This window comes from Flavobacterium sp. 245, from assembly GCF_004362055.1.
Lineage (GTDB): Bacteria > Bacteroidota > Bacteroidia > Flavobacteriales > Flavobacteriaceae > Flavobacterium.
In genome coordinates this window covers 367,303-387,065 of the sequence record NZ_SNXB01000003.1, presented here as the reverse complement: position 1 = coordinate 387,065, position 19,763 = coordinate 367,303, and the positions used below count along the sequence as shown (strand labels likewise).

The following is a 19,763-nucleotide window of genomic DNA, read 5'->3' as shown; positions in this document are numbered from 1 at the left end:
AATTCCGTTATTTCAGAAATAAATATGTGAAGTTAAAAATAAGCAGAATTTGAAGGAAGTAAATTTACCTTTTTAAACTAAAATGTCCTTTAACACTTTTCCCATCAACAAAAAGAAGCGTGAACCAATAATCATCAGATGGTAATTGTTCGCCATTAAATAAACCATTCCAGCCTGTGCTGTTTTGGTTCATTTGTTTTAAAAATTTACCATAACGGTCAAAAATCCGAATGGTGTAATCGGGCATCTGATTTATATCTTTAATTGCCCACAAATCGTTGTATCCATCATTGTTTGGAGTAAAAAATCTTGGATAATCCAAAACATACAATAAAAAGCGATTAGAAAGTCCGCAACCATTTTTGTCTCTTGCCATTGCAAAATAAGCTCCAGGCTGTATTCCAGTAAATAAAGGATCATCTTGAAAAATGTTTCCATCTAATGAAAATTCGTAATTACCAGCACCAGTGTATTTTATTAAAACAGAATTATCAACTCCAGAAAAATCTTTAACAACAGCTTCTGTAATAACTGCTGGTTCAGATAAAAGGACTTTGAATTTTTTAGTTTTTTGGCACCCGTTTGCATCTTTTACTGTAACCGCATAATCTCCCGGTGTACTCACTACTAAAGTATTTGAAGTACTGTTTCCAGGGCTCCATAAATAACTACTGAAACCTGCGGCTACACTTAAAGTGACATCATCATCTTTGCAAATGTATTTTGATTCGTCCTGAAAATTTGGCGGATCAAAAGTATTTACGACCAAATTAATGGGAGAAATGCTGTAACAGTCAGGTCCATTTGTAATTCGGGCATAAATAATTTGGGAGAATGCAGTCGTATTTTTAAAAATATTAGGCAATACATTTGTTTCGGCCAAAGCGTCATTTTGAGTTAAAAAGTAATTCACCTGTAAACCCGCTGGCAAACCTGATAATAATTGCGGGGTTACTTCTGACTGAAGATCAAATTGATACAAGCCATCTTGTTTATCATCGCCATCGCAAGTTTTAATTGGATTTTGCGATGCAATTGTATTGCTTGAAGTTTGAAGTTTAACTTCAACAGTTTTAAAACAGCTAAACTTATTTTCAATTCTTCCAAAAACAGTTTGATTAATGCTCTTATTCGAATATTTTTCAGGATTAGCGATCGGATTTGTTTTGGCCTGTGCATCAGCCAAAGTTTCATAATAACCGTTGTTGGTAATATCCGAAGCATTATTTTTAATCAGATTGTCAACTTTTTTTAAATTAAAAACACTTATACCGTCATTATTATCGTCACATTGAAACAAGGTTGTATTTGTTGTCAGGATTTCTGGTGCAACTTCAATTTTGATTTCTCCCGTTACAACGCATGTAGAAGGTGTTAACGTAACTTCGGCTTTGTAAGTGCCAGATGCTGACACCTGCAATGTCGGATTTTTTGCGGCTGGTAAAAGTACACCGTCTTTATACCATTTAAAATCATAACCTGCAGCTAAATGAGTGTCTAATGTTGTTTGTTGTCCGAAACAAAGTGGCTTGCCAGTTGTTGAAGTCTGATCTGAACCAAAATCAATTTTAGACGAAAAACTTCCAGCCTGTAAAAAAACGGCCGAATCAAAATACCTGTTTTTATCGTCAGCAATAACGAGTTTTATATGGTATTTTCTACCAGTAACTACATTAGTCTGCGCATTCATGACAATGGTTTGTCCTGCATAATTTATGGGGCTTTTATTGTCGTTTAAGCCGTTGAAGTAATTTTCGTTGACAGCAGGGCATCCTGGATAACGGTCTCCGTTAACGGCAACTCCGGGATCAATTTTTGGGCGGACATTTGTTGAAGAAACAGGAATAGCATTATTATTGGGCAGGACAGCTAAATTTTTATAGGGATCAGAACTTCCGGCTTCTTTAATTAAAAATGCAAATCCGTCTGAATATTCACAAGGATAAAAAGACTGATATTCATTTGAAGCAAAAATATAATTGAAGCTCAGGAAATTAGTTAACGGGACAAAGTCAAATTCTAAAACGGTTGCATTAATAGAATTTATTTTTAAAATGTTGTTTAGATCGGCATCTCCCTGCCAGTTAACGTCGCCTTGGCCAATATAGCTTTCATATGGACCAACCGCATTTGGACTTGTTGAAGTGGTTAAAACAATTCCTTCAGAAAAAGGAAATCCGCTTGATCCTGCATTGAAGTAAGCAAAACTTTGCTGATCTTGAGTAAAAGTATCTCCTTTTCCTGAAGCATTGGTAACAGATACACACGAACTGTTAACTAATATATTTTCAATAAGCTGTTTTGGTGTCTTTTGGTCATCTATGCTGATATACTGAGCGTTCATCTTAATAGATAAACAACACACAAATAAAACGCATAAATAAACTTTAAAATAGGTCATAGCCTAGCAAATATACTACAAATCTCTCTTTTTTAATAATTTGTATGAGAGGAAAATGAACAAAAATGTCCATACTAAAACGATCAGAATTGCAGCATAATTTACGCTATAATCAATATCTGTATCAATTCCCATTTGTGTGCCAATATTTTTAACTACAGATAATCTTGGCGCAGGATTAACAATTAAATTAGACATTGATTCTAAAGGTAGAAATTGCGTAATTTTCTCATCCATATTACTGTCTGGAAAAATTCTAAATGCCAATGTACCCCTTATTATTCCTTCAATAATGCTCCAAACTAAAAGAAATCCTAAAGCAAAAGCCGAACGTTTTACCAAAATTCCTAAAAATAAACAAAACGAAAAGAAACCTGTAAGCTTTACAAAAAAGGCTAAGAGATAATCTAAATCGGAGAAAATAATTCCAAATTCAGTGTAAGATGAAAAGCATAATCCGAGAATTAAACTCATTACAAAAACAAATATGGTCGATGCAAAAGCAAAAAGCACAACAGTTAAGAATTTTGACATTATAAATTCTTGTTTGCTTAAACCGTCAATTAGGTTTTGTTTTAGCGTACCATAACTGTATTCATTTGCCATCATCGAGACAATTACAATGGCTAAGAAAAATTTCAGCCAAGCGGCAACATAGGTATTAAAATGCCAGATAAATGGAAAATTGAAGATTCCCATTTCGGCTAAATGGAATTTAAATGGACCAATATCAAATTTTATTGATGCGATTAATGCTATAAACGAAAGTAAAATAAAATAGGCGAGTGTTAAAATACGGCTGGCTTTGTTTTTCCAGATTTTTTGAAGTTCTATAGAGATAAGTCTGTTCATGGTTTAGTTTTTTTGAATGGTGGCATTTTTGGTTAATTCTAAAAATTGTGCTTCTAGACTGTTTTTGCGTTTTACTAAATGATTTAAAACGATATTTTTTGAGAACAAAAACTGATTTAAATCGGAAGCTGATAATTCTGATTTTAGGTAAACCAAAACTTTCCCGTCTTCTTCTTTAATTTGGCCAACAGCCGGATGATCATTCAAAATCGATTTTAAGACCAGATTATCATTCGCAGAAATTTCAAAAAATCCTTCATTTGCAGACATCGCATCAACTGAACCTGAGTATAAAATTTCGCCTTTTCTTAAAACTACCACATGCGAACACACTTTTTCGACCTCGTCTAATAAATGCGAAGCCAATAAAATCGTTGTTCCCTGTGCTGCAATTTCTTTAATAATATCACGAATTTGGTGAATTCCCTGCGGATCTAAACCATTTGTTGGTTCGTCTAAAATTAAGATTTCAGGATCATTCAAAAGTGCCGATGCAATGGCAAGGCGCTGTTTCATTCCTAATGAAAACGTGCTGAATTTGCTGTCCTTTCTTTCGGTTAAACCTACAAGATTCAGTTTTTCTTCGATTTTAGAGTAATTGATGCTTTTAATTTTACAGACTAGTTTCAGGTTTTCTTCTGCCGTCATATAAGGATAAAAATTTGGACGCTCAATAATTGCGCCCACTTTTTTTAAGGCTTCATGCGTCTGCATTTTTCCGTCAAACCATTTATAATTGCCTGATGTTTCGTTTACGACATTCAAAACAATTCCTAAAGTAGTTGATTTTCCGCTTCCGTTAGGGCCAAGAATGCCGTAGACATGGCCTTTTTGAATGCTGAATGATACGTTTTTGAGTGCCTGAATGCGCCCGTATCTTTTGCTGAGATTTTCGATAGTAAGGATGGTTTCCAAGGTTTTTTCGGTTTTAGTTTTTAGTATGACGAATCAAGTTCTATATTGTTACGTGAAATTTATTTTTATCGTGTTATTGATGTAAATTTGTACTAAAGATATTCAAAATGAGCGAGCCTTTAATGGTTTTAAAAAAACCTTCATATCCTTTAACGCAACCGCTTTTAAGTTATTTAGACAGATTCGAGCGTATTTCGAAAGTTTCTGTTTTTTATGATGACTTATTGCGATTTTCAGGTTCGATTAATGTTTATGATAAAAATGAAACGGACACATTATGGATTCGCGTGTATTACAGCGAATTTGAACGAAATGAAATCGATCTTAATCTAAAGAAAATTTATTCGCTCCTGCATTCTGACGGAAACAGCGAAATTATCCAGTTTTTAAATGTTGATGCCATTGATTACTGCACTTTTGGGAATTCGAAACCTTTCAGGATTAAAGTCCGAAATATTCTGAATGATAATTACGTTCATTTTTATATTAAGAAAGCAGATGCTTCCAGAATTTACGGATTAGAGTTAGAAGATATTCTTTCGCCCGATAAAATCAATTTTCTGGTATATAATGACACTTTGATTGAAGAGCATATTATTGGGATTCCCGGCGATGTTTTTATGGATACTTTACTGGACAAATGTACCGAAACTGAAAAAGCCCAAATTGCAAAGGAATTTGTGAAATTTAATGAACGCTGTATGATTCGTTTGCTAGGCGATATGCGCGCGTACAATTATGTAATTGTCCCAATTCACGATTTTGACCAAGTAGTTTATAAAATTCGCCCAATCGATTTTGATCAGCAATGTTACGAAGGCAACTTTAAAGTATATCGTCCGCAGTTTTTCAAGGAAAATTATCCAATGATTAAATTGATTAAAGAAAAACTAGAAGAACGTTCTATCATTCAATATAAAGATGAAGAAAGAGCAATTTTGGCAAAACGTATTCATTCTGCCGAAAGCAGGATTAAAAAATTACTGAATATCATGTGTCACGACACCATTTCGACCCAAGAACATTTGGATCAGCTTAAAATGGAATTATACCGATATACCAATGATATGAAGTTTAAAAATGCCAAATCAATGGGACATATTATGCAAGCTGCGTTTGAGTTTATTACGCGTAATTTTAAAAATACTAATTTAGTTTAAAAGCTTTAGCCACAGATTACACAGATTACACAGATTGAAAGAATTAAAGAATTGCAAAAAAAATCATTTTAATCTGCGTAATCTGTGGCTAAACAAAAAAAATAATCGAATGAAAAAAACTTTTTTAATAGCCGTTTCTATTGTTTTATTGGCTTGTCAGCAACAGACGAATACTGATTTTAAAACACTTTATTCGCTTCCGAAAAAATTAAAAGAAGTTTCTGGAATAACGTATTTTCCGGAAACAAATTTAATTTACACTTTAGAAGACAGTGGAAACAAAAATGCCATTTATGCAATTGATTCTAAAGGGAAATTAGTTAAAACAATTACGATTTCAAATGCCACAAATGTCGATTGGGAAGATATTACGAAAGATAAATCTGGAAATATTTACATTGGAGATTTTGGAAATAATGCCAATGAACGCAGAGATTTATGTATTTATAAAATTGCAAAAAATCAATTAAATAAAGATTTGGCTTCCGCCGAATATAAAATCTCTTTCTCTTATCCAGAACAAACCGAATTTCCTCCAAAGAAAAAAGAATTGTTTTATGACGTTGAAGGTTTTTTTGAATTAAACGGATATTTTTATCTTTTTACAAAAAACCGAAGCAAAGGTTTTGACGGAACTGCTTTTATTTATAAAATAGCAAATAAGCCCGGAACTCAAAAAGCAACTAAAATTGGAGAGTTTAAAACTTGTAATAATTATAATCATTGCTTGTTAACCAGTGCAACCATTAGTCCTGACGGTAAAAAAGTAGTTTTATTGAGTCATGATAAAATTGTTTTGTTTAAAGGTTTTAAAGGAGATTTATTCCACAAAGGAACTCAAACAGAAATAAAACTAAATCACTTTTCTCAAAAAGAAGCCATAGTTTTCAAAGACAACAACACCTTACTGATCGCCGACGAAAAAACAAATAAAGTAGGAGGAAACGTTTACGAATTCACATTAAAGTAAAAAAGTTTGCCACGAATTTCACAAATTTCCACGAATAAATTAATTAGTGAAAATTTGTGAAATTCGTGGCAAAAAACCTTTGAACCTTTGAACCTTTGTTACTCTGTACCTTTGTACCACTTTTAGAAACTATATGCCGCTCCAAAAATAATTCTTCCTGGTTCATCAGGAGATTGGAAATAAGAAATTCTGGCCGTTATTACATTAATGGCATTCAGCCAAAGTCCGCCACCGTAATCCTGATGCCATTTTTTAGAATCTTCGCCATCAAGCCAAATTCTTCCATAATCGAAACCACCTAAAATTCCGTAAGTTAATGGCGCAACAGTTCGTTGAATTTTTCCAATAGTATATCGCAAATCAGAACTTTGAGAAAAATAAGAGTTTCCTAAAAAGCGATCATTTCTATAACCTCTCAAATCGGTATCACCGCCTAAAGCCGCACCATGATAAAAATCAAAATTATTATTTAAAATGGCTTTCCCTTTTAGAAGTGTAGCTAAAACCAGTTTTCCGTTATGATCGATCTTATGTGTAAAACCCAGCATACTTTCCAGCGTCGGAAAATTTTGCTTTGTATCATTTAAATTAGTTTGCCAGGTCGCTGAAGCCATAAAAGCAACTCCTAAAGTTGGTTTTGCTATAAAATCAGAATTTTTAAAAAGATATTTAACTTTTAATCCTCCATAATTCTGACTGTCAAAAACATCAGGATTCACTATATTTGGAATATCAATATATCTGTTTTCTGTTTGTTCTACCGTCATTCTTTGGAAAATAGGTTGTACGCTAAACTCGCTTCCATAACGGCCAACGTGTCTGATGGCGCCGGAAATATTAAATTTTCGAATACGTACACGATTATAGTCCAGATCATCTTCATTATCATTTGGAGTTTCATTTCCAAATCCGAAATAATTCATCGCAAAATTTGGTGTTGTGTATAATGATTCGACGTCAATAACCCATTTCCCTAATAGACCTGGAAAATGCGCAACATAATTAAACTCTAAACCTCCAGTAGCAAAATAGTAGAAAGCATTTAAAACATGTCTTTGCGTATATGGGTTTTGTTTGAAGTTATTTACGGTATAGTTCAAATTAATACCAACTTTTACTCCATCATCAGGGTTGTAGCCAATATTTGGTAATCCTGAAACTACGTTATATTTTGGCTTTTCATAATTGTATAAGTTGACATCGTAATCATCTGTCAACTCAGTTTTGGTTTTCGAATCTAAATTATAGGTGTTTTCTTTTGATTTAAAATCGTACACAATAACTTTTTTCCCGTTTTCGATATTATAAGTATCATTATTTTGACCACCAATTAAACGGATTTTAATAGCAGACTTTTGCTCTCCTTTTACCTCAAAAACATCAGCATCATCTAAGCCGTAAATCCATAGATTTTTAGTTTTGTCATCTTTTACGGTCTTCGTATAAATCAATTCATCACCGTCCTTTTTCATTCTGAAAACCTGAATTTCTATACTTTTGCGAGCATTATGATTCAAAACAAATTTGTCTTTTTTATCTGTTCCGGCAATCATTACCGTTTTATTAAGAACATCTGAATACTCTGCCGCGTATTTTTGAAGTTCTTTTTTTCTGTTTTTTAATTTTCGTTTAATTTCTTCAATCGTTTCGTCCTGAACTTCTTTAGGTAAATTTTTAAAGGCATTATCAATATCACTGTCTGATAAATTCTCCTGAATATATTTAGCCTGTTCGATCCAGTCTTTTTCTTCTGCTGTTTTTAAGAAAGCCAAATCTAAAGGATAAGGTTCTCTATTAAGCCATTTTACATTGTCGATTTTGTTTTTAAAAGTTCGCATATGACGAATGGCAGGAACGTTCATTAATATGGAGAGCAAAGTTCCGTCGTATTTAGGGAAAGCCTGATCACGATCACGCGGAATCGGTGTGTAAACTACTTTATCTCCAATTTTGTGTTCCGCCCAACGCCATTGATCACTATGTCTGTCCCAATCACCAATAAGCATATCAAATAAACGAACTTTAATGTATTCTTTTTCATCAACTGAATATTTCTCGTCTTTATGAAGATTGGCCATCATATCATCAGTACTAATGATATTAGTTGGTTTCCCAAAGTTCTTTCCGTCAAGATGGTTGTCGGCTGGTCTTTCTTCAACCATATACAATTGATCTCCAAAATTCGAATTAAATTCTTTCAAACCTTGTTGTTTTGGAATATAGTATAAAACCGGATTGGTATGCAAAAGTCCCAATTGATCTGACAAACTTGCAATCGCATAAGGAGTGTAAGGATGCGTAGTAGTGTAAAAATCTAAAAGAAAATCTTCTGCATACGTTTGCTCAAAATCATTAACAACGTATTGATCTTTAAAGGCTACCGACTGTAAAAATACAGTTGCACTTTTTTTCATCGCACGCATTATATATTCTCGTCCTTTTGGATCAGACATTCTTAAGGAAACAGATTGATGTCCTCCGCCTTCGCGAATAGGTTTTAAACCGCCTTTTAAGGTGTCTAAAGTAGCAGTTCTGGCCTCAATAGGCATACTGTAATATTTTCTATAATGTTGACCAAATAAGAATTTATGAAAGATACTTTTATCCGTCATCTTAGTGGAATAAATTGAAGTTGTAACGGTTGGCGGAAATTTATTCGGAACATTTGCAGCCCAGTTTATTTCTTTTGCTTTTATAATTTCTCGCTCAAAAAGCATTTTTTCGTGATTATTTTCATTTCCAAAGAAAGCCACTTTAGCATCGCCGCTTTTAAACAAAGTCAGTGTTGCATATCCATTTCCACCGTACGAAAAATCATTTGGATTGATTGCTCTCGCTGCTTCAGATTTAGATCCTGCACCGCTAATAATCTGCGTGATGTTTTCGTTATTTATATATTGTAAATTATGATCATGTCCGGAAACTACAATAACATTTTTCTGGCCTTGTAATAGCGTTTTAATTCGCTTGGCATAAATCGTATATTGCTTGTTCTGAAGATCTTGTGGGTTTACTCCTGAAGTCTTTCGAAGTAAATTAATAAAAGAACCGATTACAGGTAGCGGAATCTTTTTCTCTAAAGGAAACAACTGTTTTTCCCACGAATATTGCCCTCCATGTGATCCATTACTTAATAAAGGATGATGAATGGCCAAAACAACTGTTTTTTCCTGATTTTTATTTAGAATATTTTCCAGTTCAACAAAAAAGTCTTCACGAGTTTTAATATCGCAATTGTCGTTTATAGTTGGATGGTTATCCCAATCTTCCAGAAACCATTCGCTGTCAACGGTAATTAAGGTAGTTGTACTATCAATTTTTACATCTTCAATTGGGCAACTTTTTCTCGGGAGGAATGCCTTTTTATCGTTAAGATATTTGGTCACAAAATCAGCCTGATTTTCTAAACCTTTTATGCCACTATACCAATCATGATTTCCCGGAATTACAATGGTCTTTCCTTTAAATCCTTTAGTTAATTTTAATTGGCTGGTCAGTTTGGTTTCGGCTAAAGCCTTTTGTGAATCGTTTTTATCAGCAGGAAAACCTTTCGGATAGATATTATCTCCCAAGAAAATTAAGGTTGATTTCTTATTCGCTTTTTTTAGTTTTTCGTGTAATAATTCTAAAGTTTGCTGCGCTTGCTTTTCATCTGCGTTTCCGGCGTCACCTACCAAAAAAAGAGTGTGGGCAATTTTTATAGTGTCTGTTGCGTTTTCTGTTTCATTGGCACTTACATTTTTTCCATATTGCGCTTTGCGTGTTGCACAGGAATAGATAATAAAAAGTGCCACGATTGCTAAAGAATATTTTTTAATCTTAGCAATAAAATGGTTATCCAAAAACAATTTCATATTTTAGTGGTATTAAAATATTCTTTTATGAATCTAATAGAACAATCCGAAGATTTCGTCAGTAATTTACTCAAAGATAAACTTTCTAATTTATATTCTTACCATAATTTTAACCATACTTTCACAGTAGTTACGGCCGTAAAAGAGCTATGTAAAAAAGAAGATGTAAAAGATGTGGATAAAGAGGCTTTACTAGTAGCGGCCTGGTTTCATGATACGGGATATATTGCTGGATATGAAAATCACGAAAAAGAAAGCAGTAAAATAGCCACAGACTTTTTACACGAAAAAGGAAAATCAGAAGAATTTATACAGCTTGTTTCGAGTTTGATTTTGGCAACTGCCAAAGATTATGAACCAAAAACGCTTTTAGAAAAAATCATTAAAGATGCAGATTATGCGCATTTAATGGGAACTGAATATGCGACTACCTGCGAATTGCTTCGTTTAGAACTAAAAAATACTGGAATAGTAAGTTTTTCTAATTCAGAATGGACAAGAGAGAATTTAAATTTCTTATTGAATAAACATCGCTTTTATACCGATTATGCCCTAAAAAAATGGCAACCTTTGAAAGAGAAAAATCTAATTCTTATTCAGAAAAAAATTAACAAACAGGAATTGAAAGCGGCATCGGCAATTGAAGAAGAAAATAAAAAGAAAGAAAAACTCGAAAAGCCAGAACGTGGAATTGATACGCTGTTTCGCGTTACGCTTGGAAATCATACTCGTTTAAGCGGTATTGCTGACAGTAAAGCGAATATTTTATTGTCAGTAAATGCAATTATTATTTCGATTGCACTTTCGTCAATTATACCAAAATTAGACAGCCCGAAAAATGCGCATTTAGTAATTCCGACATTTATAATGTTGATTTCTAGTGTGATTACGATTATTTTTGCTATTCTTTCGACAAGACCAAAAGTGACATCAGGATTTTTTACACGTGATGATGTTGAAGCCAAAAAAGTTAATTTGATGTTTTTTGGGAATTTTTATAAAATGCCATTAGAAGAATATGATTGGGCAATGAACGAAATGATGAAAGACAGAGATTATTTATACTCTACAATGATCAAAGATTTGTATTATCTGGGATTAGTTTTGCAGCGTAAATACAATTTACTGCGAATTGCCTACAATTTTTTTATGGTTGGAATAATCATTACTGTAATTGCTTTTGTAATTGCTTTTAAAGAAGTTGGCGCTTAAAAAATAAGCTCAACTAATTTTAGTTGAGCTCATCTAATAAATCTTGGTAAGTAATTTTTTTTGCGGTTGGATTTACAGTATTGTTAATCACTTTTACTCGAATAGCTCTCAGACCAGAAACGCCTTGTAGATCTTCGACTTCAAACTGCTCAATTGCTGGTTCCAGTATTTTTTTGTGCTGTAGATATTTGATATATTTTAAATATTCAGTTTCCTCATTATTCTGAGAATAAACAATTGTAATTTTTTCTTTTTCTGTAATTCGTTCTTGTGTGCCTTTAATATTTGCTTTGTCAATTCGTTTTTTCACGACTTCATATCTGGCATTGTAAGTACCGTCAACATCAAAACGTTTTTCATCCATTCTAAAACGAATCGACAGTGGTGCACTAAAAACCAAAATCAAAGAAGTTACATCCAATTCATACGGAAGCGACTCTTTAAGCTGATGATGTTCTAATTCCATTTCGCATAAAGTTTGCAATTGCCACAAACGCAGGTTGTGCAAATACATAATATCGAAAGGTTTTGTTGGCGCAATCGAAGCTCCAATATATAAATTATGTTCAACACCATCCGTTTTAAAACGCTCATAATAATGAGGATAAATTTGCTGGGCGTCTAATTGTTTTCTATCTAAAACAGAAGCCAGTTTCTTATTGATAATTGACATTGCATTGTCAAACTTCTTTCTTTCCTGATAAAATAGACCTGTTTTTTCGTCTAAATTTTCAAAATACAATTCTTCTAATTTCTCATTTTTAGCAGAACCTTTGGTATTTTTTAAAATCGGATGAATTTCTTCTTCAATATATCTTTGAATATGTTGCTCTGTATCTGCTTTTAAAGGAAAATCTAATTCATTTCTAAGCGATTCCAACTCAAATTTTCTTTGTTCCAAAAGAACCAGATTTGTATTTGGTTTCTGATTATCAAAAATTTCCAAAAGCGTAGTAAGCTGACTTTTTAAATCTCTTTTTACCGTTTCATTTCGATGCTCAGATGAACCTTTAATATCGATTTGACCATATAGGGGATATACATTTTTAAAGACAATTTCCTTAAAAATATAATCTTTTGAAGGATTATTGTTTTGGAAATAATTCTGAGATTCTTTTCTGAATTTCCAATAAACACTAGGGTGTATTGTGGTATATTCACGTTGAATGATCGCTTCAATCTGGTGTTGCATATCCGTATTGTAACGATCAATAGTGTCAGTTAAATACGGTAAAACCAATTCAAGTTTTTGAGCATTAACACTATTTAAAGCCCTTGAGTTTGAAGAAACTAATTCTAAAACGCCCAATAAGTGATCGTCTTTAATTACTGGCGCAAAAATACAGCTTTCAATATTTTGACTCAATAAATGCTCTCCCAATTTTCTATTTGGAGATTCTGCTATGAATTTATTTACATTCGAAATAACAAAGGGTTCTTTATTGTTTAATAGATTTTCAAATGAACATCCAAAAAAGGCATTTTTGCAATCTATTTCCTGATCGTGCGAAAGTAAAAAACTCTGTAACTGACTTTCTAATTTTGCAGGTTTGACAAATTTTTCTTCTTCTGGATTGTAAATAATGAAACCTACTTTTAGATCAGGAATTTTAAATATTGACCTAAAAATATTAGCTACAACTTCATCAGTTGTAACCGATTCTCTATCTTTTTTCAGTAAGTTACTTTTCAAATTAGAGATAGAACTTTCTGTAGTGGCATCAAACAAAGAAACAATTCCAAAACCTTTTAATACCCAGCTTCCTTTCGGGAATTTAGATTTCCAAAGTTCAATATCGTCATAGTTGTCAATTAAATTATCAATATCGTTCTGAGTTAATTGTACTGCATTTTCTGTTGGAGTAATTTCCATAAAATCGGCATTGTACAAAATGCGATAATGTTTTTCAATACCTTCTTCATCTGGGATGTCATAGAAAAACGGTCTGTTGAAATCGATGTGTTGTTTGTAATAACTGCTTAAAATTAAGCAACAGTTATTGATATAGAATTGATGGTCATCAAAATCACGAATTTCCATGTAAAATTCGTCGCCGGCATTACGCAGGATCTTTTTGAAACGCTCTGTATAATTAAAAGATATATTTTGAAAAGGAATGGTAACGGCTTTTATTTCATTTTGAGTTAAAGCCGTTGGAAATAAATCAGCTAAAATATTTTTGATTAAAGCTTCATTATTTTTGATGATAGAATAATCCTCAATTCCTGTTTTTAGTTCTGGAATAGAATCGATTTGCTTTAAAATTGCTTTGGCATAATTCGATCGGTAATCGACATTTGATAAGGCAATTTCTTCAAAGGATTCGATTAACTTATGAAATGAGATTATTGTTTTGAAAGGACTTTCGTTGAACAAATGAATATCCATCTGATTTTGTTTTAGAGTACAAAATTAAGCAAATATTAAGAATCGTCGACATTTTGCAATTTCTTTCGCTTATGGTTAAATAGTTAATTCCTTTAGAAATAAAGGCTTCGAAATCACAGTTAATTATTTTAACTAAAAATTAACAGTATTAATAACGGAACGATCGTTCCGTTATTATATCTTTGTACCATAATAATTGAATAATCAATAACTTAAAAACAAATAAAATGAAAAATTTAGAAAACAAAGTTGCGATCGTAACAGGTGGAAACAGTGGAATTGGATATGCAGCTGCAGCAGAATTAGTTGCTAAAGGTGCAAAAGTAATTGTAACCGGAAGAAACAAAGAAGCTTTGGCAAAAGCAGAAACAGAATTAAACGTTACCGGAATTGTTTCAGATCAATCTGATTTAAAATCAATTGATAATTTAGTAGAAGAAGTAAAAGCAAAATTCGGAAAAGTAGATATTCTGTTTTTAAATGCTGGAATTGCATCTTTTGCTCCGGTAGAATCAGCTTCTGAAGAGCATTATGACAGTATTATGAATGTCAATGTAAAAGGAGTTTATTTTACAGTGCAAAAAGTATTGCCAATATTAAACGATGGAGGTTCTATTATTTTTAATACTTCTATAAACGCTCATGTTGGTATGCCAAATTCAAGTGTATACGCTTCAAGTAAAGCAGCAGTTTTATCTTTAAATAAAGTTTTTGCTACAGAATTAGCACCAAGAAAAATCAGAGTAAATGCCGTTTCTCCTGGTCCTGTTGAAACTCCCCTTTATGGAAAATTAGGTTTAGAAAAAGAACAAGTAGAAGGATTTGGAGCCGTTTTAGGAGAGAAAATTTTATTGAAACGTTTTGGACAGGCTTCTGAAATTGCTAAGACTGTTGGATTTCTTGCTTCTGATGATGCCTCATTTATTACAGGATCAGAAATTGTAGTTGATGGTGGTCTTACTGTTAACGCTGTAGTCTAATTTTTTTTGCAGAAATTCAGGAATGATTGTTCCGTATTATGTATCTTTGTATAGAAATTTAATTTTGATGTCATGGCTAGAACTAAGGAATTTAATGAAGATCAGGCTTTAGATAAAGCAATTGAAATTTTTTGGCACAAAGGTTATAACGGAACGTCGGCGCAGGATTTAGTAACACATTTAGGTTTAAGCCGTTCTAGTTTGTATGATACTTTTGGCGATAAGCAAAAACTGTTTTCAAAGTCTTTACAACGCTATCAGCAACAGAATCAAGATGCTGTAAAAGATCTTTTGGATAAATCTGAAAATGTCAAAGAAACGCTGCTTGCTATTTTTAAACAAGCCGTTATAGAAAGTCTTGAAGATCGAATTACAAAAGGCTGTTTTATGGTAAATTCTTCTGTAGAGTTAGCTATGCACGATGAAGAAATTGCTGAGATTGTTAAAAATAACACCCAGACAATGGAAGAAGTTTTTACAAATGCCGTGAAAAAAGGGCAGGAGGCAGGGAATATTTCAAAACAGTTAAATGCAAAAGTTTTGGCTCGATTTATCTTTAATAATTATTCTGGTATTCGGGTTTTAGCACGAACTGGAGAAAGAGATAAACAAGTTTATGATGATATTGTAAAAGCAGTATTTTCGATTTTATAGCATCAAAATTTGTGACAATAAAAAAAAACGGCAGTTACATTTGTAACTGCCGTTTTCTGTTTTAAGTAAGTAATAGAAAATGAAAACTTCTTAGCTTTTTTCTTCTTTGTTGAAGTAAACTAAGTAGTAATACATTTGTTTTTCTTCATCCCAGCCTTTTTCAACAAATTTTTCTGCGCTTTCAGGATTGATGAAATCCATTTTAATTTGAATATGCGTATCCAAGTTAATAACGTTTTTAATCGATTTTCTAGCATCAGAAACGGCTGCGTTGGCAATTGGGAATGAGGTTACATCTTCGATGCTGTATTTTTCTCCTTTATCAACTTTATAGTTTTTGAATTCAGGAATTAAGTCTGGATTATCTAATACTTCATTCAAGAAATTTTGCTCTTCAAACTGATCATTTTTAGCGAAATAATTCACAGATCGGTTCATAAACATCACTTCCTCTTTCTTGTCTTCTGCTGGCAAAACAACATCTTTTGCGAAGTTTTGACAGAATTTTAAATATTTTTTAGTGATGAAATTTTCATCTTCAAAAGCATCTACAGATAAAAAGTGCTCTAACCAGTAACGTGCATCATAACGGTTGCTGTCGACAGTTAGAATTTTGTATCCTTCTTCTTTTTTATAATTGAAGATCAAACATCCTTTATCTAATTTGCTCAAGTTGATTCCTTGCTGTAAAATCATTTCAAGATTGCTGTCTTTTTCTTCAAACTGTAAAAAGTCGGCTTGTAATTCGCTTTTAAAAATTCCGATTGCGTCAACTACATTATTATCAATGCTTAAGTTTGTCAAATAGGTTACATAAACCTCTCCGTTTTTAATATGCGGATGATTTGACTGCTCGTACAAATGCTTTGTAATTTTTTTAGAAACCTCTTGAACACTAGACGGGTTTGCAAAAATTTCAGTTGCATATTTAAACATGTCGTTGTAATCCAAGTCCACTTCGTGTGCAAACTGATAATAGTTTTCTTCTTTTTCTCTAAAAGGCTTAAAAAAGTATTCTTTTATCAGAGGAACAATTTCATCATTTAAATTAAATGGTTGCTCTGATAAAAAAATAGCTTCGTTACGGCTTTTATTTCCTACGCGATGTATAGAAAGCGTCTCGATGTGGGTGTTGAATAGGTTGATCATTTTTTTGAGTTGCTGAGATTCTAAGTTTCTAAGATTCTAAGTTTTCTAATTATTGTCTTTAATTTTTTTGATTAATGACGCTAACATTCTTTCGATCTCTCGACTATCCTCATATAAAAGGTTAAATTCTTCTTCGTTTATGTAAATTATATTTTTTGCAATTTCGAGCTGGGTCTGCATCTCAAATATAGAACCAAGAGAAATGTACAAAAATCGTAAAAAATCTTTACTGCTTTCTCTGCCTGACCCTTCAGCAATATTGCTCGGAATGGAAACTGAACTTCGACGTATCTGCGAAGTTAATCCAAATATTTCTTCTTTTGGAAATGTACGTGTTGCTTTGTAAATTTTGGAGACTAAGGACATTGACTTTTGCCAAACTAAGATTTTTCTAAAATGACTCATTTTTTATTTTTAAATTAATTTTAAAAATAAGAAAAATCTCTCAAACAAAAAAAAACTCAGAGTCTTAGTATCTCAGAATCTTAGTGACTAACGTTAGTTCCAATTCTCCTCAAATCCATAATCTTCAAAGCTGTCGTCGCCTTCGAACATGTCAAGATCATCTTCGTCTAAATCGTCTTCAAATTCACCGTAGATATCATTGTGCATGTCATCAGCTTCGAAGTTTTTTTCTGTAGCTTCATCTGGCATTTCACCATGAGAGAATAGAGTTTCAGGATAAGTCGCTCCAACGGCTTCCTCTTCAATAGCAGCCAATTCAACTAAGAATGTCCACATGCTTATGAAATCGTAAACGTAGATAATTTTAGTGTTTTCTTTATCTAAAATACTAGATAATGGATAATCGTTCATGGTTCTCATTTCGCCAGGAACATCTCCTGTATCAAAAAGCGGAATTTCATCTTCTTGATTCCAAGTTTCGTCGCAAGTATAAAATGAAGCCACTTCTGATCCGTCAAAGCCAAAAGCGTTGAAGATTGCATTGTGCAAATCCTCAAGAGTATCTTCCTCAAGAATTGCAATGTCTCTAAAAATATCTTCTTCGGCGTCTAGAATTACTCTAAATTTATAAACCATAATCTTTGTTTTTATTGAGAGGTCAAAGGTAAAATATAAAAAACGAAATACGAATTACGAATTACGATTTGTTGAAAAAAAAATAATCTTTTGATTTACTGTAGTTTATTTAATTTGGTGTTCCTGCAAGGTTTTCAAAATGTTGTAGGTTTGCAATTGTACTACAGTTATACCTACAAGGTTTTGAAAACCTTGCAGGAGCGTAGAGATAGTTATTACTTCCCTGTCAATCTCTTTCTAATTTTATGATAGTGTTTATGATAAGTACTATGACTTGGATAACTTCTGCTTGATGTCATATTGTTAAAAATCAGTGCCGTAAAGAGTAAAATAAGCACTCCGGTTAAAACTGGAGAAAGTACATACATATAACCCAGCGCTTTTACTTTTTCTGTGCCAATAACAGCAATTAAAGCTGTTGCGCCTCCTGGCGGGTGAAGTGTTTTTGTAATCTGCATTAAAATAATGGCAATTGAAACAGCCAATGGTGCAGCAATGTACATAATATCAGGAATTAGTTTATGAACAGTAACACCAACAAGTGCAGATATCACATGACCACCAACTAAATTTCGAGGCTGTGAAAACGGACTCTGAATAATTCCGTAAACTAAAACGCTCGAGGCTCCAAAAGAACCAATTAAATAAACAGCATCACTGCCGGAAAAATGCATTGATTGAACATAAGCCAAAATTCCAATTCCGACAAATGAGCCAATAAACGACCAGAAATGTTCCTTATAATCGATTAAAGTTTCTTTGTAAAGAATATAACGTGTTTTGCGGTAGCTTCTTTTTATTTTTTGAGTTGGCATTATTTTAAATATTCGTTGTGGTATTTTAATCTGTGCGATCTGAGAAAAATTATTTCGTCAAGCTTGGAGCGTAACTATAAACCGTGTACGGATATATTGTTTTTGCTGTGTATTTTGAAATCAAACAAACTGCAAGAATTGGAAAAAACAAAGTGTAATCATTTGTTAGTCCGCAGACTAAGAAAATTGCTGTAAACGGCGCATGAATACTGGCGCTTAAAACCGCAGCCATTCCGATAATCATGAAGTTTAGCGGAATTACATTTACATGAAAGAAGCTGTTTAATACAGATGCTAATAATAATCCTAAAAAGGCTCCAATAAACAAACTTGGTGCAAAAACGCCACCGTCACCTCCGGAGGCAAGAGTGATTGAGGTTACAATTGGTTTTAGAATTAATATTCCAATAAAGGTAAGTGCTAAAGTTATAGTCAATGGAAGATCACTTGAACTGCCAAAAATTCCTTTTATAGCGTGATATCCTTCTCCGTACAATTGCGGAAAAGTAAATAAAGAAATACTCAAGACAGCTGAACCAATCAGGATTTTGTAATAATGTGTGTCAATTTTACCAAATTGTGATTTAAAGAATAATACACAGCGCGTTAAGTAAACGGAGTTAATTCCCGCTAAAATTCCTAATAGAATAAAATACGGAATAGCTTTTAGATGCCAAGTCGCAATAGAAACCGCAAACAAAGGTTCTTCTTTTAAAATAGTAAGCAAACCAAAAGCTATAGAAACGGCAATTACATTAGAGATCATAAATGCACGTGTCACTTTTCTAGAAATAACTTCAAGAGCAAATAAAATTCCGGCAATTGGACTACTGAAAAGTGCTGTAACTCCAGCTGCAACACCCGCACAGATTAATTCGGTTTTGTATTGACGAAAAACATTTTCTTTTTCGTGTGCTACCGAACCAATTGTTGCTGTTGCCACAACAGTAGAAACTTCGATTCCGGTAGAACCTCCAAAAATAACAGTCAATAATCCGTTTATAAAATGTGATGGAATTTTGTATGAAGGCAGATTTTTAGATTTTGAAGAAGTACTTTCAAAAACTTCTTTGATTCCTTTGTTTTCTTTTTTCTTAAAAAGATATTGTCTCAGAAAATAAATTACAGATAATCCGAAAACTGGGAAAATGATATAAAATATGGGATGAACCGAAACTTCATGAAAGAAGATTTCTTCGTAATATTCGGTTATTTTTTTTAGCGAAATTCCGAGAAAGGCAGACAGGAAGCCAATTAAAATAGAAACAATAACTAATTTTCGGAGTTTAATGAATTGATGATTTTTTTTGATTTGCGCCGTTTTGTTCATCAGAAGTAATTTTGCTGTCGCAGGATTTTATTTGCGATTTC

15 protein-coding genes are annotated in these 19,763 nt (G+C 32.8%); 5 read left to right on the top strand and 10 right to left on the bottom strand.

The window, feature by feature from the left end; genetic code table 11:
• Window positions 1–64 precede the first annotated feature (64 nt).
• From EV145_RS07755 to EV145_RS07745, 3 genes are all read right to left on the bottom strand, one after another.
• Entirely contained in the window at window positions 65–2,344 is a 2,280-nt protein-coding gene (locus EV145_RS07755) for a T9SS type B sorting domain-containing protein (RefSeq protein WP_243739221.1), read from the bottom strand.
• 72 nt (window positions 2,345–2,416) lie between these two features.
• Entirely contained in the window at window positions 2,417–3,253 is an 837-nt protein-coding gene (locus tag EV145_RS07750) for an ABC transporter permease (protein ID WP_133524648.1), read from the bottom strand.
• A gap of 3 nt (window positions 3,254–3,256) precedes the next feature.
• A complete protein-coding gene (locus tag EV145_RS07745; protein WP_133524647.1) occupies window positions 3,257–4,168 on the bottom strand; it encodes an ABC transporter ATP-binding protein in 912 nt (303 codons plus the stop codon).
• Window positions 4,169–4,275: 107 nt separating this feature from the next.
• Between EV145_RS07745 and EV145_RS07740 the strand changes: the two genes are divergently transcribed.
• Together EV145_RS07740 and EV145_RS07735 are read left to right on the top strand one after the other, a co-directional pair.
• Window positions 4,276–5,328: a hypothetical protein gene (locus tag EV145_RS07740; RefSeq protein ID WP_133524646.1), complete on the top strand. Its 1,053-nt coding sequence runs from the start codon at window positions 4,276–4,278 to the stop codon at window positions 5,326–5,328.
• A 109-nt stretch (window positions 5,329–5,437) separates the two neighbouring features.
• Entirely contained in the window at window positions 5,438–6,298 is an 861-nt protein-coding gene (locus EV145_RS07735; RefSeq protein ID WP_133524645.1) for a hypothetical protein, read from the top strand.
• 122 nt (window positions 6,299–6,420) lie between these two features.
• Here EV145_RS07735 and EV145_RS07730 read toward each other — a convergent pair whose 3' ends face one another.
• Window positions 6,421–10,152, bottom strand: a complete 3,732-nt coding sequence (locus EV145_RS07730; protein ID WP_133524644.1) for a metallophosphoesterase — start codon at window positions 10,150–10,152, stop codon at window positions 6,421–6,423.
• Window positions 10,153–10,179: 27 nt separating this feature from the next.
• Here EV145_RS07730 and EV145_RS07725 point away from each other — a divergent pair, with 27 nt between their 5' ends.
• The gene (locus EV145_RS07725) at window positions 10,180–11,364 is read left to right on the top strand and encodes a Pycsar system effector family protein (RefSeq protein WP_133524643.1); all 1,185 of its coding nucleotides are present in this window, start codon (window positions 10,180–10,182) and stop codon (window positions 11,362–11,364) included.
• Between the two features lie 19 nt (window positions 11,365–11,383).
• Here the strand turns inward: EV145_RS07725 and EV145_RS07720 are convergent, their stop codons facing one another.
• On the bottom strand, window positions 11,384–13,753 hold the full coding sequence (locus EV145_RS07720; RefSeq protein WP_133524642.1) for a GAF domain-containing protein: 2,370 nt from the start codon (window positions 13,751–13,753) through the stop codon (window positions 11,384–11,386).
• A 227-nt stretch (window positions 13,754–13,980) separates the two neighbouring features.
• On the opposite strand from EV145_RS07720, the gene EV145_RS07715 reads away from it, so the two are divergent.
• Together EV145_RS07715 and EV145_RS07710 are read left to right on the top strand one after the other, a co-directional pair.
• The gene (locus EV145_RS07715; RefSeq protein ID WP_133524641.1) at window positions 13,981–14,733 is read left to right on the top strand and encodes a glucose 1-dehydrogenase; all 753 of its coding nucleotides are present in this window, start codon (window positions 13,981–13,983) and stop codon (window positions 14,731–14,733) included.
• A 72-nt stretch (window positions 14,734–14,805) separates the two neighbouring features.
• On the top strand, window positions 14,806–15,387 hold the full coding sequence (locus tag EV145_RS07710) for a TetR/AcrR family transcriptional regulator (protein WP_133524640.1): 582 nt from the start codon (window positions 14,806–14,808) through the stop codon (window positions 15,385–15,387).
• A gap of 90 nt (window positions 15,388–15,477) precedes the next feature.
• Here EV145_RS07710 and EV145_RS07705 read toward each other — a convergent pair whose 3' ends face one another.
• The 5 genes from EV145_RS07705 to EV145_RS07685 all read right to left on the bottom strand — a co-directional run bounded on the left by EV145_RS07705 (window position 15,478) and on the right by EV145_RS07685 (window position 19,722).
• The gene (locus EV145_RS07705) at window positions 15,478–16,536 is read right to left on the bottom strand and encodes a nucleoid-associated protein (RefSeq protein WP_133524639.1); all 1,059 of its coding nucleotides are present in this window, start codon (window positions 16,534–16,536) and stop codon (window positions 15,478–15,480) included.
• Between the two features lie 45 nt (window positions 16,537–16,581).
• Complete coding sequence (locus EV145_RS07700; RefSeq protein ID WP_133524638.1) at window positions 16,582–16,941, bottom strand: four helix bundle protein; 360 nt, start codon at window positions 16,939–16,941, stop codon at window positions 16,582–16,584.
• A gap of 93 nt (window positions 16,942–17,034) precedes the next feature.
• Window positions 17,035–17,577, bottom strand: coding sequence for an IS1096 element passenger TnpR family protein (locus EV145_RS07695; RefSeq protein WP_133524637.1), 543 nt, complete (start codon window positions 17,575–17,577; stop codon window positions 17,035–17,037).
• Window positions 17,578–17,792: 215 nt separating this feature from the next.
• Entirely contained in the window at window positions 17,793–18,392 is a 600-nt protein-coding gene (locus tag EV145_RS07690; RefSeq protein WP_133524636.1) for an HPP family protein, read from the bottom strand.
• 49 nt (window positions 18,393–18,441) lie between these two features.
• Window positions 18,442–19,722 (bottom strand): chloride channel protein, encoded by a 1,281-nt coding sequence (locus EV145_RS07685; RefSeq protein ID WP_133524635.1) that lies wholly within the window; start codon window positions 19,720–19,722, stop codon window positions 18,442–18,444.
• Between the last annotated feature and the right edge of the window lie 41 nt (window positions 19,723–19,763).

Bases quoted from the DNA above. Each gene is read 5' to 3' on its own strand.
- EV145_RS07755 (WP_243739221.1), bottom strand. From the start codon at position 2,344: ATGAACGCTCAGTATATCAGCATAGATGACCAAAAGACACCAAAACAG.
- EV145_RS07750 (WP_133524648.1), bottom strand. From the start codon at position 3,253: ATGAACAGACTTATCTCTATAGAACTTCAAAAAATCTGGAAAAACAAA.
- EV145_RS07740 (WP_133524646.1), top strand. From the start codon at position 4,276: ATGAGCGAGCCTTTAATGGTTTTAAAAAAACCTTCATATCCTTTAACG.
- EV145_RS07735 (WP_133524645.1), top strand. From the start codon at position 5,438: ATGAAAAAAACTTTTTTAATAGCCGTTTCTATTGTTTTATTGGCTTGT.
- EV145_RS07730 (WP_133524644.1), bottom strand. From the start codon at position 10,152: ATGAAATTGTTTTTGGATAACCATTTTATTGCTAAGATTAAAAAATAT.
- EV145_RS07725 (WP_133524643.1), top strand. From the start codon at position 10,180: ATGAATCTAATAGAACAATCCGAAGATTTCGTCAGTAATTTACTCAAA.
- EV145_RS07720 (WP_133524642.1), bottom strand. From the start codon at position 13,753: ATGGATATTCATTTGTTCAACGAAAGTCCTTTCAAAACAATAATCTCA.
- EV145_RS07715 (WP_133524641.1), top strand. From the start codon at position 13,981: ATGAAAAATTTAGAAAACAAAGTTGCGATCGTAACAGGTGGAAACAGT.
- EV145_RS07710 (WP_133524640.1), top strand. From the start codon at position 14,806: ATGGCTAGAACTAAGGAATTTAATGAAGATCAGGCTTTAGATAAAGCA.
- EV145_RS07705 (WP_133524639.1), bottom strand. From the start codon at position 16,536: ATGATCAACCTATTCAACACCCACATCGAGACGCTTTCTATACATCGC.
- EV145_RS07700 (WP_133524638.1), bottom strand. From the start codon at position 16,941: ATGAGTCATTTTAGAAAAATCTTAGTTTGGCAAAAGTCAATGTCCTTA.
- EV145_RS07695 (WP_133524637.1), bottom strand. From the start codon at position 17,577: ATGGTTTATAAATTTAGAGTAATTCTAGACGCCGAAGAAGATATTTTT.
- EV145_RS07690 (WP_133524636.1), bottom strand. From the start codon at position 18,392: ATGCCAACTCAAAAAATAAAAAGAAGCTACCGCAAAACACGTTATATT.
- EV145_RS07685 (WP_133524635.1), bottom strand. From the start codon at position 19,722: ATGAACAAAACGGCGCAAATCAAAAAAAATCATCAATTCATTAAACTC.